This is a genomic window from Acinetobacter sp. M5A5_2a (assembly GCF_053345265.1).
In genome coordinates this window covers 39,249-53,951 of the sequence record NZ_JBKEZV010000014.1, presented here as the reverse complement: position 1 = coordinate 53,951, position 14,703 = coordinate 39,249, and the positions used below count along the sequence as shown (strand labels likewise).

The window sequence follows — 14,703 nt, the reverse complement described above, 5'->3', positions numbered from 1 at the left end:
AACTAGATATTTTATTCCTGATTATTTTTAAGGAAACTCAATGGCGAACACTACATCTTTGAAAGATGAACCTTGTCCTGTTGCACGCTGTGTCAATCTCATAGGAGATCGGTGGTCATTACTTATTGTGCGTGATGCTTTTGATGGAATGCGCCGTTTTGGAGACTTCCAGCGGAGTCTGGGAGTTGCGCGAAATATTCTTTCTGATCGACTGAAAAAGTTAGTTGATGCAGACGTTCTTGAAATGCAAGACGCTTCGGATGGTACTGCTTATCAAGAATATGTGTTGACAGCTAAAGGGGAGAGTTTGTTTCCAGTGGTTGTGGCTTTGCGACAATGGGGAGAGCACAATTTATTTGAAAGTGGTGAGCCTCATTCTCTATTAATTGATAAAAATACAGGTCAGCAAATTCCATTCATGGCGCCAGTCAGAGCAGATGGAAAAGTGCTTAATGCGTCTGATACTCAAGTGCAAAAGGTGAAATGAAATTAATCGCGCCGTCTCATTCTTTTGCAACTGTAAAAGCGGAGAAAAGAAAAATTAACCTTTCTTAACTTAAATTTTGGGAAATTAGTTGTTAACCTTGCGCGTCAAATTAAGGTGAGACTATGAGATTTATATTCCTCTTTATCAGCGCAATTTCTATTCCATGTTATGCAGCGTCAGAAGCAATGCAGCTTCATTACTGCGAAACTGTTAAAAAAGCAGCAAGTGGAGTGATGGATGCTAGACAACATGAAGTGCCAGCTAAAGAGCTACATGAAATAGCGAATCATCTTGAAGAGGAACAAGCAAAACAAATTTATCAAGAGCTTATCAAATCTGCATATTCTTCAAAATTATTTGAAGACCCTCTCATTAAGTCAAAAGCTGTCGAGAATTTTCAAACCACGTGGCATGAACAATGTTTGGTAAAAGAATTAGCTAAAAATATATGAGGGTGTTAGTGAGAAATGGTTAACTGGAAGGCAGTAATAATTACATAATTAGCTTTTAAACATCCAATCTAATAAATACAGTGTGATAGTTCAATGGCATGAAGCAGAGAAACTCAAAGCCTATTTTGAAAGAATACACCGAGAGATTAGAGATCCGGCTGGTATGCAAAATGATGCATTTAAGAAGCTAATCTATGATTTGAGAGGCTATGAAAATAATCTTGCTCAACTCGAAAGTTACTGTAAACGTGGAAATCGATTATTAACTTATGAAAACATAATGAAACTAGGACTGCTATTCCATAAATCTGATGATTTAAGAAAAGTTAGACAGTTTGCTGAGAAGTAAAAAGCTTAAGCTGGTTTTATATAGACGATATGTTTTTGGATAGGATATATAAGAATGCGACGCAATGAGCGACGAAGACTTAAATGCTGACGTGCGGTACTTAACTGCGACTGCGCGACGTAACTTAGCGGTGTTGTTGACACATAATACGGCTGCTCTATTGACAACGACGCTACGATTCGATATTGACACTTTTGTCATTAGTACGTACTATTCACTCCATATAACGAATATTAACATTTGTTAATATTTTATAATCTTAAGTACTTGTTTTTTGGTGTAAAAGATATATTTACTTTGCTCATAAAGTTATATTTTCTTTTAATTTAATTAATAAAGGAACGTCGTGTCAGCTAGTTTAAAAACATGCTATGGATATCAAACCACACGATGTGATTTTAATGATATCAGGGCTAGTGCTAAAGAATTACCTCATTTAGCTAAATCAGTTTTAGTGGAGAATAGTCATAAAACTGATAAGAAAAATGAAGTATATCAGTGGCTAACTGATGGATATTATTTTTGGCTAAATAGTGATAGATATGCTTTATGGTGGGGAGAGAGTCGACTTAAATCAGATTTTTTAATTACTCGTTATGATATTTCTCTTGCGAGAGAGGATGTTTACGATCTTATTGAAAACCCTGATGATGAAGATGATTTCTTCTTATTGGTAGAGACTTATTTAGAATTCTATGAAGATTCTAAAAAGCGTGGTTTGGTTACCCAAATCCCAACTCCTACTGTAAGTACAGTTCTTCATTTCTTTAGAAAGCGCCATCCAGAAATATTTCCATATTTAGCAATTACAATCACAGATTGTTGGGTTGCTGAACCAATGTTTAGATATATTGGTAAACATAAAACATTAAAAATGACACCCAAGTCTACAAGTAGTTCTGATAGTTTTAGACCTATGGGTAGACCTCAGATATGTATATTTGAAGAAGCACACTCATATATTACTGCTTCCACACCTATACACCCTCAAGAGTACGTTGAGTGTTTTTTGGAGTAAATCATGGCTACTAAAAGACAACAAGCTAGAGCAGCTTTACTGGCATGGAAAGAAAATACGACTCCAGAACAATTTGTAGCAGAACATCAAAGTGTTGTTTTTGCTAGTTGTGACAATTCTCCTACCCTAGAAATAGTTGAAGAGCATGATCACGCTTTGGATTTAATTAAAGAGCAGTTTAATTCTTTAAATAGAAGAGATGAACTTGTTCGTGCAGCTAGGATAGTTGGAGCAACTAATTCTATTCATGATTTTTATAATAAAGTTCAGTATGAGAGTTTAAAAAGTGTAGTTCATGTACTTAAAGGAAGTATTATGAAGCAGGCGATCACTTTACTTCCTCAATCAACACCAATTAATGCTTTCATTGAAGATTATAATTTTAAAACTTATGATGAAATTGCTTCACAGAATTTAACTCGGACTCCTTTGAGAAATTAAAATGAGTGTTAAACTACTTGACCATAAGGTCATGAGAAGTCTTGTGATTTTTAATTCAGATTTAATGGATTTTTTTTCTAAAGTTAAAACTGTTGAAGATTTACCACTTAATCATGAAATTATTCAGCCTACTGATAGCGTAGATGGTATTTATTTTGTTCATTATCAATTTAAGCATGAACCAAAGCTTTTAGAAGATAACGATGAAGTAAAGGAGCTAGCTGTTATTGATATGTTTTTTCGGTTTGAAGTAATTGATGAAGAGGAAGTTGAGCAGAAGTTGAATAATTGTATACCAAGTATATGTTATCCATATATGAGAAGCTTTTTAAATACATTATTCGCCAATAGTGGTGTTGAGCCTGTATATTTACCACTTTGGTTTTACAAAGACTCTTAATAGAAATATTATATGGAAATAAATAAAACCACCTGCGGGTGGTTTTTTAATGAAGGCTTATATCTGCTGCTCAATAATATGCTTTCTGGTATTCTCTTCTTATTCGTGAGGAGAGAATAATGAAAAAGCTTTTGTTTTTAGCTATATCTACAATTATTTCTACACAGACCTTTGCTAATGAGCCACTCACAACTGATAAAATAGTTGAGAAATGTTCAGGGTTTGCTGAGGTGGCGGAATCTGCAGTACAAGCTAGGCAAAAAGGAATCCCTGCTGCACATATGTACAAATCACTAATCAATAAAGATAAAAATACACAAGCCATGTTAAAACTTGCGCTTGATGGAGCATACAAAACACCTTTGGGAAGATCAAAGGAAGAAAAAGAAACAATAATTCTTGAATACATAAATGAAACTTTTAACGATTGTATGAAATTTCTTACTGAATATAGTGGCAAATAAAAGTTATAAAATGAGATTAAAGCACCCTAAGGTGCTTTAGCCAACCGAGTTACTGCGGCTTGAATAATATCAGGTAAAAGCTCTTTTTTAGAACCTTCACGGTCAGCAATAATTTTTACAATATTCTCACTAGTTAAAATCCAACAATCATTTGGAATGAATTGGATCTGAGGTTTTCCATCAAAATGATTAATAGTTAAAAACATCCTTTGAGAGTGCATTATTCTAGTAATTATTGCTCTTACAATCTCTTCTTCAGGATAATTTGGCTTTTCTGGTACGTCACCACCTAACTGGGTGATCTGATCATGTAAACTCCAATAATAAGTCATGATTTGATTGTGAGTTTCCTTCTCAAGTAAATCAAAAGAAGAAGGGGTATTAGTTTGGATAGATACCTCATTTGTTCCTGTTGAGTATGCTGTTGGTGCACCACACTTAGGACATGCATAAGCAAGATTACTAAATTTTTTCACATTCTTTACAGCTAATTAAGCCCATTTTTTTCTTTCTCTAAAGTGGTTTTAAATTCTATAAATTTACTTTGTAATAGTTACAGATCAATTTTCGTCGTTATACCAAAATAATTTTAAATATTAGTTATTAAGATCCATTAGATAAGAAACAGTCAGGCGTAGCTCGATTTTAGTTAATTAACAGATAATAAAAAACCACCTAATTCTTTCGAATTAAGTGGTTTTTAAATTTTGGAGCGGGAAACGAGACTCGAACTCGCGACCCCAACCTTGGCAAGGTTATAATATTTTATATAAATCAATTGTTTAAAATGTAGTGGTGGCGCAATGGGGGCAGGACAATTTTGTTGTAACAAAATGCATATTTTGTGCTGTATTATAAGTAAAATGATCTTGGGCTTCTTCAGATTAAAAATACCATGAAAATGCTTAAAATTATTTCGCTTTCCATTATCTTGTTTATATTTTGCTTAAGTACTTCAATATTTATTAAAAAATATTTGTGTATAGATGGCGACTACCTTTCCGCATTTGCCACCTTGGTAGCAGCTATGGTCGCCTATTATCTATTTAGTGATTGGAGAGTGGAACATACCTTTAAATTGATTGAGCAATATCATACAAATCTCAAGAATAAGTCAATCAATTTAAATAACTCTTTCGATAGTATGTCTAGAGAAATATTTAAAATTGAAGGGTCTACTGTAAAAGAAGGAGAGGAGTATTTAGCTAAAGCATGGCTTGATGGTCAAAAATTCTATCGTGAAACTGAAAACATAATAATACTTTTAACAGAGTATGAATATTGCATTAGGACTCTAAAAAATAATAGTAGTGAGGCTTTGTCTATTCAACGTAAAAATTTAGAATTTCATATAGAGCAGTTAAAAAATATTTCCAGTGAATACTTTGGGTTGGTACTTAAAGACCTTGGAAATTTCAACGTTAACACTATTAACGGGGAGGTACTCAAACAATGGAAAATGGTTCTTATAAAATTTGAGAGTTATTGTTCAATTGAGCTAGCAGAATTCTACTTCAGTTATCTAAATGAGAAAAATTAAAGGCGCATATAGCGCCTTTTTTTAGTTTTTACGTCTAGCTTGCCGTTGGGCTTTGGCCTTACTAAGATTATCCAAAATCGGCATGACGGTAGCAGGGCTATAAAGGTGCTTACCATCACCGCCGAGATTGAATGGTCTTAACTCATCAATAATGGTTTTTCTAGATAAATTATATCGTTCCATTAACCATGAAGCCGGTACACGGTTTGGTATTTCTTCCGCTTTGATTTCCAGAACCTTACCAATATTAGGCACATTATCGTGCACAAAAATTTGCGGTGGTTTGTCCGATTCAACTACAACAATATATTTTCCCATTACGCTACTTCTCCAATGCTAATTAAAATTTCTTCTGGTAAATCTTCGATGTCTTTTTCAATTAAACTTCGCATCGCTTTTTCATAGCCTCCATTAATAAATCTTGTACTTCGCGTTTTGACTCACGGCGCTCCATAACGATTTCGTCCATCGTGCCTTTTGCAATGATGTGATAGATATAAACAGGGCGGTCATAGCCTGCTTGCGCTTGGCGCGTTGGTCCAATACGTTCAATAATTTGTTGGTATTGCTCTAAATCCCACCAGTGGGAAAAGAACACAAGAATATTCCCACCGTCTTGTAAATTCAGCCCGTGGCCTGCGCTTGCAGGGTGGGCGAACAGCACAGGGATTTTGCCCGCGTTCCAATCGTGAATTGTTTTAGGGTCTTTATCTAAATGGCGACCCTTTGGAAATGCTTTTAATAAACGCTCAAGGTCGCTTTTAAAATGGTATGCAACTAAAACTGGCATGCCTGCCGCTTCTTCAATTACCGATTCAAGTGCCTGAATTTTTAAATCATGGATTGGGTGCCAAGTGCCGTTTTCATCGGTATAAATAGAGCCGCTTGCAATCTGCAAACATTTCATTGTTTTTGAAGCTGCATTGAATGCTTCAACTTCGATTGTTTCTGCAAGTTCAATGAACATTTCCTTTTCCATTTCTTCATAAGTCTTCAAGGCTTTACCCGTAAGCTCTATTTCGATCGGGCGAAAGATTGGCTCTTTAATATCAAAGTAATCTTTAGCTTCGATGCTTAAACAAACGTCTTTAATTTTTCCGTGAATCTCACCTTGACTATGTTCAAACGGTACAAGGTTTACGGCATTACGGTCAGCACCTACTTGCACTTGTTGGAACCAACGCGCAGTAAATGCACCGAAACTTGTGCCTAATCTTTCGCCACGATCGATAAACCAAAGTTGACCCCATAGATCTTTAAGTCCGTTGGGTGCAGGGGTTCCTGTTAATTCAATGAATCTTTTGACTCGAGTATGTGCAACTTTACCTAAGGCACGGGCGCGAACCGAACCTTGTCTTAGACGAAAGCCTTTTAGCTTGGTGCTTTCATCGGCAACCACTTTTGCAAAAGGCCAATCGCTACCAAGAAATGAAAGTAACCATGGTAAATTTTCATAGTTAATAGTGTAGACATTGGCTTTCTGTTTTAAAGCACGTACACGCTCTTCAGGTGAACCGACAATCGCAACGACCTTAAAGTTTTGAAGGTGCTGCCATTTCTTAGCCTCATCGGGCCAAGTGGTAGCGGCAACGCGCAAAGGTGCAACTACAAGCGCGGGCCCCGGCTCGAACATCTCAAGAATTTCCAAAGCGGTGAGGGTAGAAGACGTTTTACCTGTACCCATTCCCGCAAATACCGCACAACGATCATTATCAAGAATGTGATTGATAATTGAATGTTGGTAATCGTGCGGCTTGTATTCAAGTGGTTGAGTCATTGTTTAATTTCCTTTGTCTTCAGATTTAACAAAGTCAAAGCCGTTCGGATTTACCCCCAATTCAACGCACAATTGATGCCCATGGGTTGAACCTGTACATGCGGTGTTCATTGCATGGTGCCAATTTAATTGGGTTTTCTTTTTCTTAGTAGCGCGTAAAGCCCAATAAAGCCTTTCTTTATAGTAACTTTTAGTTTTTTTCATTGGTGGTGTTCACTTCAAGCAGTGCTGTCTGAACGTTGGCCCGTGCTAACCAAGCTTTCTCGCTCGTATAAAAATCTGTTAGGTATTCAGGACTAAGATCTTTAAAAAACTTGTATGAAATCGGGTCTTCATTCTTATACCAATCTTCATGAGCTTGCTTTTCTTTAGCTTCATTAATCATCTTAGTAACTCCTCAATTCGCTCTAAGCTGTCTATGACTTCAACTCGCTGACCCATCTTGCGCATGCGTTCATGCTCACGGGCTTGTGCTGCTGTTGGTTTTTGGTTTGGTGCTTTTAGCTCTGCCCAAAACGTATTGTCTGGAAGCATCACGATACGGTCAGGGGCAGAGTTGCGACCAATCCATTTAACTTTGCGTACTTCACCGCCTAGTGCTTCAACACATTGCACTAGGCGTTTTTCAATTACCGATTCGCGCATGTTCTACAAACACCTTTCTAAGTTCAAAATAAAGGCGCTCCATTTCAGCACGGTCTGGTAAAAACCATGAGTAACCAGTTTGGCTATGGCGGTCCACAAATAGCTCTAAATTGTTTTCGAGAATGAAAATCGCTTTATCCATTTCTTGCCAACTTGGCTCGTTATCTTGCTCAACCATTTCTTAATCCTTCTTATAGCGATATGACTCAAAGCCTGCTGCCGCTAAAGGCAAATCAAGTGCCCATTCGGGATTGGTAGCAAGCAGGCTTGATAAATGTTCGTGGTTGTATTCCGGTACGTCATCGGCTTCTGTAATCACTTCATCGTGTACAGTTAAATCAATTTCGTAGCCTGAAATTTCAATTAAGGGCATGTTGTGTCCTAGCACATCACGGGCAACCGCTTGCGTAATGTTCTCGGCAAACTTGCCTCCATAGGTAGAAAGGCGTTCCCATTTACGTGTGTATTGGTTATTGCCCATGTAAGAAATTCTGTTGTCGTTCGCTTTTGCACCCGGATAACAAAGGAAACGACCGCTCGGCAATTTGATGTAAAGCCAAGAGCCTTTTTTAATGAAAGTCACTTTGCGACATGGAAAAGCTTTGTCTGGGTTGTTAATGGCATTAATCGCTGCCACGCGAAGCTCGTTCCACCACGCAGAGATATTCGGATGGGCATAACGCCATGAGCGTTTGAACGAGTCACAAACTAACCATGTATTTTTCTTTAAACCGAACGTGGTGCGTTTTTCTTTCTTGTGCCATTCATAAGCGCGAATTGCTTCGTTCATTATGCTTGGGTCAATGCTGTCAAAAGCTTGTGCCGCCATGTCGTCAAGGTCTAGGCCATATGCCGCAGCGAACGTTAAAAATGCCCCTACACCGCCTTCATAACCTAAAGCCAATTCTTGAACCTTACCCACTTGACGTTGTTCTTTGTCTACGTCTTCAGGCGATACGCCAAACGATTTTGCATACGCCAATTTATAAAGGTCGTGTCCTTTGCCTGCGTCGAAATCATAGAACGCTTTGATTTTCCATGATTCCCCCGCAAGCCATGCTAACGCACGGCCTTCGATGTTTGATAGATCGGCTACAACAAGCTTTTTACCTTCAGGCGCGCAGATACAACCACGGATTGCCGAACTGGTTAGCTCCATAACATTTTCATAGAACATATCCGCACAGCCGATTTTTAAAGTCTCAATGCCTTCGTCAATTACTGACTGTTTAAGTGCAGGACGTGGCAAGTTCTGAGGTTGAAATAATCGGCCTGCCCAACGTCCAGTGCGTGAAGCTCCATTAAATTGAAGCGTTCCGCGTAATCGACCATCTGAGCTTGTACCTTTGGCAAGGGCGTTGTATTTGGCTGTACTGGTAGTTGAAGCCTGTAAACGCACCGCAATCAGTTCGCGCACTGCAAGCGGCAAAGAGTCGTCATTAATTCGACGCTCTAAGGTTGACTTTTGCATGTCTGGCAGTGAAACACCGTGTGCTTCGAGAATGTGTTTTAACATTGCGTCGCGTTGAGTAGCCGCCTGTACTTGACCATCCGTTAAAGCAACCGTGCGTTTAGCCAAACCTACTTGGGCTTTGTCTACTGCTTCGATTGCAGCTGCAACTAGATCAAGATCAATGCAAACACCGCGGTCATTAATTTTTTGGTCAAGATGCCAAAGCGCTAATTCAGCCCCGCGATAATTCCACTTAGGAATTTTATTGCGCAATTCACGCATAGCTAAAATATCGTTCTTCGCATATTCAAGGAAACGTGCCCATTCAAGCGGATGTGTTTCACCAGTAGCGCGGCGTAACTTTTGATTAGCGGGGCGGGGCTTACAGAAAAGCTGGATAAGTTGTTTACCCGCTTTGTCTTTTGCCTTGTCCTTATCAATCTTGAAAATTTCACAAAGTGCATCGAGTGAGCCGGGTAGCGAATGGCTCAAAGCTTGGACCATTGTGTCTTCCCAACGTTCGATTGGTAGTTGAATATCAAGGCCCATTTTTGGTAAAGCATGCCGCAAAACAGTACGGTCAAAGTGCGAGTTATGTGCAATTAGCTTTATGCTTTGATCATTCAGTAATTTGCAAAGCTCATTTGATAAAGGGTTAGCTGTTACATCTTCAACATGAACAGGACCGTCATTGAATGCCCATGCAAATACGATAATTTCAACTTGTTCTGCATAAGCGTGTGTGCCGTTTTTAATTGGCACAGGGCAATAGGTTTCAAGGTCAAGCCAAAGGGTATCGTTCATGATGATCGTCTCTAATTATTTTTGCTTTGGTAAAGTGAACGCAGAGGGTCAGCAATACATTCACTTTCCAAAGCAACCCGCTAAATGCGGGATGCTTTAAGTTGTTAGGCTTCGAAAACGCCTTGATAGAATTCACCTTCAAGCGCAGCCAATTTATTTTTGAGAATTTCAATAAATTGGTCGGCACGTTTTTGGTCGTGATTGTCTTTACCTACAATTCGCAAAATGAAAATAGGGTCTGAATCTTTCACGGAAATACGTACAGAAATAAGCACTGATTCAACAGGCAAGCCTTTGAAGCTTTCAGTGTTAAGAACAATTGTTGTAGGCAGATCGGCATCTACACCTGTGGCTTCCATGCTTTCAGCTGCGCTTTTTTGATAGCCCATTTCAGCTACATGGCTGTTTACTTCAGTGCCTTTGGTAAGTTTCACTTTGCGAAGTGCGCGAATGCCTTTTTCAAATGCGATAGAAGTATCTACAAGCGCACCGTCTACGAGGGTTTTGCCTTTGAAAGTAATGAACTCGGCCCAATCGTCTAAAAGATCGATTAAAGTTTCTTGATCAAAACGACGACCATTTGCATGTTCAAACGCTATAAATTCAGGTTTTTTAATCAAAACTAAAGTTGCAGTGTCATCTGCGTGACCAGGGTCGGCTTCATCACCAATGTTAAAAAACGCTTCAGTTTTTAAAGTGCCTGTGGTGTTGATGAAGTTTTTTAAACCTGCAACGCCACGAGCTTTTGCATAATCAACAAAAGATTCAATATTGTTTGTTTGGAAAGTTCCGCGGAAACGGTCGCGCAAAGAATTGTATTTTTCCGTGCTATAAATTTTAAAACCTTCTGGCACAATTGCGATTGAAGCAGTTTTATCAACCTGTACAGGTAAGTTGCCTTGAGCCGCAATCGCTAAAGATGCAATTTTGTCTACGTTTAATTGTTCCATGTGTTATTTACCTTATAAAGTTTGGTAGGAAGGGTTTAGCCGTTTAGATAGTCTTCGGCTTTGATACGCTCAGGCATTAAAGACAACTTGCCGCCTTGAAGAACATGCATAGGGGTTTTGCCGCTTGCATTTTCGTTTTTGTCGCCCGTTTCGGTTGGGGCTTTGAAACTGATTTTGTGGGCAACTTCTACTTGGCTACTGTCAGAAATCTGATTGACAGTGAGTTCCAAAATAACTTTGCCCGCTTTGCCGTGGGTTACTACCGCGCCCGCAACAGTTGAAAGGAACAGACCTAATTGCTTTTCAGCTACACCGCCTTTTAGGTCACCAATGAATTGAGGTACATCAGTTAAATTATTCATTCTTGTTTTCCTCATTAAGGATTTAAAAATTCGAGTCACACTCTCGCAGTGACCGCGGTAAACGCCTTTCGAGTCAAGGTGCAAAATCGTTTACTGCCGTGGTTGTTTCCAGTATCGACACTCGCGGCTTGTCGATTTAGCGTCGGTCTCCTAACGCACTGGCTCACTCATATTTTTTTTATGCGAATAAAGGGTCCGCACCTTCGCCTTCTTCAGCGCTCAAGTCATCAAAATCATCTTCAGACGCTACGCCACCGCCTGCGAATGCTTCACCGTCTTTCAGAAATTGCACACCGCGAAGTGATGCATTGATGCGTTTGCCATAGTTGTTGTCTTGGCACCAAAGCTCAATTGCAGCATTCACATAGCAACCCGCATAAGGGCGGCCGTCTGCTTGAACTAACGGAGTTTTACCGTCACGGTCGAAAATAGTAGGGCGGGTTTTGTTACGCGCAGAAATAAAGTAGTTACCTGCATAGCCTTCGTAATCCGCTTTAGTGTCACCGTCATGCAAAGCCATACGGTCTTTGGTTTCGATTTCTTTTTTAACTTGAGGCCATTTCGCGCCCCATTTTTCAGCGCCCATTTTTTCCATTGCTTTGTTGATTTCAGCAATTTGCGGATGGTCGCCTGTAAGGATGAAAGATGCAGAGAAAGCAGGCTCGCCTTCGCCATTAACGGTTTTAGCTTCAAATAAAGCAGGAAAAGCAAGGCGTACATTGTTTAAACGAATTTTCATGGGTATTACTCCGATACTGTTAAATCTTCAAATTGTGGTTTCATGTCCAAGGCAGGACGTTTGTCGCTTTCAGGTGCGACAGTAGGTTTACCGTCCGCCTGAGTAATAAGTGCTTGTACTTTTGCCCATTGACGCGGGCCGATAACTTCTTCTTTTTGAAGTGCTTCAGCTTTGGTCGGGCTAATTAATTTCAGGTCATACATTTGTTCGGTTTTAAGGCGCATGCTCTTAAGCATTTTTTCTGCTTCTTCTGCATCAACCCAAGCGCGTGAACCTTTACGGCCTTGAACCATCTTGAAGCCGGGTATCGCTTCGCCTGCATGCATTTTTTGATGAACAGTTGAATCAACTGCTTTAATCCATCCTTCAAGAAGGGGGATAACTGCATACATTTTGCTGAGCTGTTCATTCTCAAAACTTGGAACAAGTGCCGTTGCATTGATGATTTCTTCTTGCAAATCGAGTTGGTTTAAATCCTCAAACTCGCCTGCAATCGTCTCGACCAAGTGTTTTTGTAGAGCAGGGCAAGTTGCCTTTGCTTTACACCAGTGGCACTGTTTTTCACCCGGATTGAAGGAGCCTTCTAGGTCAGCAATTGCGCCTCCGTCACCGTCTTCTAACCCGACTTCTAAAGAGTGGATATGAGAAACAGAAGCTTTTGCATCACTGGCAAATTCGTAAAGTTCTTCGACTGTAAGAACGGCTTCAGATTGATAGCCTAAGCGTGGTTGATGGATGACCATACGTACTTGTTTAAAGTCGCCGAACATTCCGAACGTTGCTAAAGCGCCCAAACCGTAAAGTGATGTTTGCTCGTTTCCTTCGGCATCAACCTTTAAGCCTTTACCGTATTTCAAGTCGTGGACTTGAATTTCTGTTTCGGTAAGAATTACAACATCACTCGTACCGAAGGCCCCTTCAGCGCCTACGAAATCGGAAAAATCAACACGCTGTTCTACAAGTAACTGATTGCCTTCTGCTTGTGCACGTACCGCATCTAAATAGACTTGGACGTTTTCAACCATTTCTGCATCTACAGTAAAGAAGCTAGAAACAGTGTTTTGACTTTCACAAATCCAGTGGGCATTTCCTTTGAAGATGACAATCGTGTCCCCTTCAAAATCCGCTGCATTCTTTTCCTGTTCTAAACATTCAGAAGCAAGAAAATGTGCCGCTGTTCCTAAATCTGCATGCTCTGAGCTGCTATCAGGTAGTCCTTTCTCAAGAATTACGCTACCTGCGCAACGCATCCAACGGTGGGCAGAAGAAGGACTTAACTTTGCATGTGCTGTCATGACTAAATCCTTATTGAGCTGCCGTAAAGCCTGCTGCAACTGCCAAAGCAATGACGAAAAGCAGGGCAATTACAAATCCGATTAACTCGCCAACGGTAAAAATGGCTTTAATGCGTTTATTTAAAAAAGGTGTTTGAGTGTTCATGCGCATTTCCTTATGCAAGAGCTTTTTCGCACGCGTCGATAACAGCCGCGTAATCTTCTTCTTTAATTGTTGGAACTGAAGCAGCGCCTACTTTTTCTAAAATTTTGAGAAGTTTTGAACGGTCTTTTTTAGCGACTGCCATACATGCATCGGTTACTTCTTTTTTGGTGATTGTGGTTGTAGCAGCGTCTACAGTTTCGGTTTGTGTAACTTCTTCAACCTGAGCTGTTTCAGTTGGTTTTACTTCTTCAACTGGTTCTGCTTTTACAGTTTCAGTTTTAGCCGGCTTAGAAGTTTTAACTTCTGCGTTTTTAGTTTCAGGTTTTGCTTCGGCGGTTTTAGTTTCACCGAAGACATAAACTTCAAGACGGGAAGCATCTTTAATGATGTCTTCAATGTCATTTTTGCCTGAGCGAATAAGTTGTTCGCAGATGGAACTGCGCCATTGTTGGATATCTGTTGTCATTTGCGTTCACCCTAAAAGTTACGTTGTACGTAAGTTATGGAGTTAAGTTAAACGCAATTAATACTTACGTCAAGCGTAATTTTATGTTTGAGACGTAAAAAAACCCGCATTTAATGCAGGCTTTTGATTTATAAAAAATTAAAGTTTTAAACGTCCATTTCCATGCGTTTTACAACACCACAAAAGGTCGTGCCTGGTGGGACTTCAATTACAGGGTATTTATCATTAAGGGGTTTTAAATATGTTCCTGACTCATCATCTATTAGTTGTTTAAAGGTAGCTTTGTTGCTGTCAGGCATTAATGCGATGACATGGCTTTTATTGTGTGCTTGTTCTTCTGGCTCAACGATGATGATACATCCTTCTGGAAATTTAGCTTCCATACTGTCACCTACAACGCGTAAGGCATATGTGTATTTGCGAGCACGATACGTTGTTTCTACCCATTCAACATTATCAAGGGCGTGGGGTTCGTTAAACACTTCTTGGCATTTCCCTGCTTGGACCCATGAAATTAAAGGAACTTTCCTTAATTCAGGGGCGGGTTCAAAGTTATCAACTTCTGTTCCTGTGGCAATGGCAAAGAAGTCTGCAACTGTTACACCTAATGCTTCCGCCAATGTAGGTAACTTATCAACTTCAATTCCTTGTTGACCGTTTTCATATCGGGAAATATTCGCGGGCGCAACGCTCAATTTTTCTGCAAGTGTATCTTGAGTCATTTTCTTAGCCTTTCTCAACTTACGCATTGCTTGCCCGATTTCAGTTTTCATGTCTATCCCACATAGGTCTAAAAAGTTGGCTATTTATACCTTATTTTAAAGATTATTACGTTAAACGTAATGAAGTGAGACGTAATTTTACTTGTTTAAAACTTACGTTTAACGTATATTTTGGGAAGTTACATATAAAAAGG

23 protein-coding genes are annotated in these 14,703 nt (G+C 39.5%); 7 read left to right on the top strand and 16 right to left on the bottom strand.

Annotated features, from left to right (window positions below; all coding sequences use genetic code 11):
* Positions 1-40 precede the first annotated feature (40 nt).
* Both ACLBWE_RS17560 and ACLBWE_RS17555 read left to right on the top strand, forming a co-directional pair.
* Positions 41-487: a winged helix-turn-helix transcriptional regulator gene (locus tag ACLBWE_RS17560; protein ID WP_447604129.1), complete on the top strand. Its 447-nt coding sequence runs from the start codon at positions 41-43 to the stop codon at positions 485-487.
* A 122-nt stretch (positions 488-609) separates the two neighbouring features.
* Positions 610-939: a hypothetical protein gene (locus ACLBWE_RS17555; protein ID WP_447604128.1), complete on the top strand. Its 330-nt coding sequence runs from the start codon at positions 610-612 to the stop codon at positions 937-939.
* Between the two features lie 354 nt (positions 940-1,293).
* Here ACLBWE_RS17555 and ACLBWE_RS17550 read toward each other — a convergent pair whose 3' ends face one another.
* Positions 1,294-1,431 (bottom strand): hypothetical protein, encoded by a 138-nt coding sequence (locus tag ACLBWE_RS17550; RefSeq protein ID WP_447604127.1) that lies wholly within the window; start codon positions 1,429-1,431, stop codon positions 1,294-1,296.
* A 203-nt stretch (positions 1,432-1,634) separates the two neighbouring features.
* On the opposite strand from ACLBWE_RS17550, the gene ACLBWE_RS17545 reads away from it, so the two are divergent.
* The 4 genes from ACLBWE_RS17545 (at position 1,635) to ACLBWE_RS17530 (ending at position 3,611) form a co-directional block, all read left to right on the top strand.
* Positions 1,635-2,306 carry a hypothetical protein gene (locus ACLBWE_RS17545; RefSeq protein WP_013198426.1) on the top strand — a complete coding sequence of 224 codons (672 nt, stop codon included), beginning with the start codon at positions 1,635-1,637 and terminating at the stop codon, positions 2,304-2,306.
* A gap of 3 nt (positions 2,307-2,309) precedes the next feature.
* Positions 2,310-2,747, top strand: a complete 438-nt coding sequence (locus tag ACLBWE_RS17540) for a hypothetical protein (protein WP_013198425.1) — start codon at positions 2,310-2,312, stop codon at positions 2,745-2,747.
* Between the two features lies 1 nt (position 2,748).
* On the top strand, positions 2,749-3,147 hold the full coding sequence (locus ACLBWE_RS17535; protein WP_013198424.1) for a protein-export chaperone SecB: 399 nt from the start codon (positions 2,749-2,751) through the stop codon (positions 3,145-3,147).
* 119 nt (positions 3,148-3,266) lie between these two features.
* On the top strand, positions 3,267-3,611 hold the full coding sequence (locus tag ACLBWE_RS17530) for a hypothetical protein (RefSeq protein ID WP_447604126.1): 345 nt from the start codon (positions 3,267-3,269) through the stop codon (positions 3,609-3,611).
* 26 nt (positions 3,612-3,637) lie between these two features.
* On the opposite strand, the gene ACLBWE_RS17525 is transcribed toward ACLBWE_RS17530, so the two are convergent.
* The gene (locus ACLBWE_RS17525) at positions 3,638-4,087 is read right to left on the bottom strand and encodes a hypothetical protein (protein WP_447604125.1); all 450 of its coding nucleotides are present in this window, start codon (positions 4,085-4,087) and stop codon (positions 3,638-3,640) included.
* Between the two features lie 419 nt (positions 4,088-4,506).
* Here ACLBWE_RS17525 and ACLBWE_RS17520 point away from each other — a divergent pair, with 419 nt between their 5' ends.
* Positions 4,507-5,151 (top strand): hypothetical protein, encoded by a 645-nt coding sequence (locus ACLBWE_RS17520; protein ID WP_447604124.1) that lies wholly within the window; start codon positions 4,507-4,509, stop codon positions 5,149-5,151.
* Positions 5,152-5,172: 21 nt separating this feature from the next.
* Here the strand turns inward: ACLBWE_RS17520 and ACLBWE_RS17515 are convergent, their stop codons facing one another.
* The 14 genes from ACLBWE_RS17515 to ACLBWE_RS17450 all read right to left on the bottom strand — a co-directional run bounded on the left by ACLBWE_RS17515 (position 5,173) and on the right by ACLBWE_RS17450 (position 14,560).
* Positions 5,173-5,469, bottom strand: a complete 297-nt coding sequence (locus tag ACLBWE_RS17515; RefSeq protein ID WP_447604123.1) for a hypothetical protein — start codon at positions 5,467-5,469, stop codon at positions 5,173-5,175.
* A gap of 61 nt (positions 5,470-5,530) precedes the next feature.
* On the bottom strand, positions 5,531-6,928 hold the full coding sequence (locus tag ACLBWE_RS17510) for an SNF2-related protein (RefSeq protein ID WP_447604122.1): 1,398 nt from the start codon (positions 6,926-6,928) through the stop codon (positions 5,531-5,533).
* A 3-nt stretch (positions 6,929-6,931) separates the two neighbouring features.
* Complete coding sequence (locus ACLBWE_RS17505; protein WP_447604121.1) at positions 6,932-7,132, bottom strand: hypothetical protein; 201 nt, start codon at positions 7,130-7,132, stop codon at positions 6,932-6,934.
* Positions 7,119-7,313, bottom strand: coding sequence for a hypothetical protein (locus ACLBWE_RS17500; RefSeq protein WP_447604120.1), 195 nt, complete (start codon positions 7,311-7,313; stop codon positions 7,119-7,121). The genes ACLBWE_RS17505 and ACLBWE_RS17500 overlap by 14 nt, the downstream gene beginning before the upstream one ends.
* Positions 7,310-7,573 carry a VRR-NUC domain-containing protein gene (locus tag ACLBWE_RS17495; protein ID WP_447604119.1) on the bottom strand — a complete coding sequence of 88 codons (264 nt, stop codon included), beginning with the start codon at positions 7,571-7,573 and terminating at the stop codon, positions 7,310-7,312. Before ACLBWE_RS17495 ends, ACLBWE_RS17500 begins: the two co-directional genes overlap by 4 nt.
* A complete protein-coding gene (locus tag ACLBWE_RS17490; RefSeq protein ID WP_447604118.1) occupies positions 7,554-7,751 on the bottom strand; it encodes a hypothetical protein in 198 nt (65 codons plus the stop codon). The genes ACLBWE_RS17495 and ACLBWE_RS17490 overlap by 20 nt, the downstream gene beginning before the upstream one ends.
* Before the next feature lie 3 nt (positions 7,752-7,754).
* Entirely contained in the window at positions 7,755-9,830 is a 2,076-nt protein-coding gene (locus ACLBWE_RS17485) for a DNA polymerase (RefSeq protein ID WP_447604117.1), read from the bottom strand.
* Positions 9,831-9,934: 104 nt separating this feature from the next.
* A complete protein-coding gene (locus ACLBWE_RS17480; RefSeq protein WP_447604116.1) occupies positions 9,935-10,780 on the bottom strand; it encodes a DUF2303 family protein in 846 nt (281 codons plus the stop codon).
* A gap of 35 nt (positions 10,781-10,815) precedes the next feature.
* Positions 10,816-11,142, bottom strand: coding sequence for a hypothetical protein (locus ACLBWE_RS17475; protein WP_447604115.1), 327 nt, complete (start codon positions 11,140-11,142; stop codon positions 10,816-10,818).
* A gap of 178 nt (positions 11,143-11,320) precedes the next feature.
* Entirely contained in the window at positions 11,321-11,881 is a 561-nt protein-coding gene (locus tag ACLBWE_RS17470) for a DUF2815 family protein (RefSeq protein WP_447604114.1), read from the bottom strand.
* Positions 11,882-11,886: 5 nt separating this feature from the next.
* Positions 11,887-13,176 (bottom strand): DUF2800 domain-containing protein, encoded by a 1,290-nt coding sequence (locus ACLBWE_RS17465; RefSeq protein ID WP_447604113.1) that lies wholly within the window; start codon positions 13,174-13,176, stop codon positions 11,887-11,889.
* A gap of 10 nt (positions 13,177-13,186) precedes the next feature.
* The gene (locus ACLBWE_RS17460) at positions 13,187-13,321 is read right to left on the bottom strand and encodes a hypothetical protein (protein ID WP_447604112.1); all 135 of its coding nucleotides are present in this window, start codon (positions 13,319-13,321) and stop codon (positions 13,187-13,189) included.
* A gap of 10 nt (positions 13,322-13,331) precedes the next feature.
* Positions 13,332-13,787, bottom strand: coding sequence for a hypothetical protein (locus ACLBWE_RS17455; protein ID WP_447604111.1), 456 nt, complete (start codon positions 13,785-13,787; stop codon positions 13,332-13,334).
* Positions 13,788-13,933: 146 nt separating this feature from the next.
* Positions 13,934-14,560, bottom strand: coding sequence for a LexA family protein (locus ACLBWE_RS17450; protein ID WP_447604110.1), 627 nt, complete (start codon positions 14,558-14,560; stop codon positions 13,934-13,936).
* Positions 14,561-14,703 lie beyond the last annotated feature (143 nt).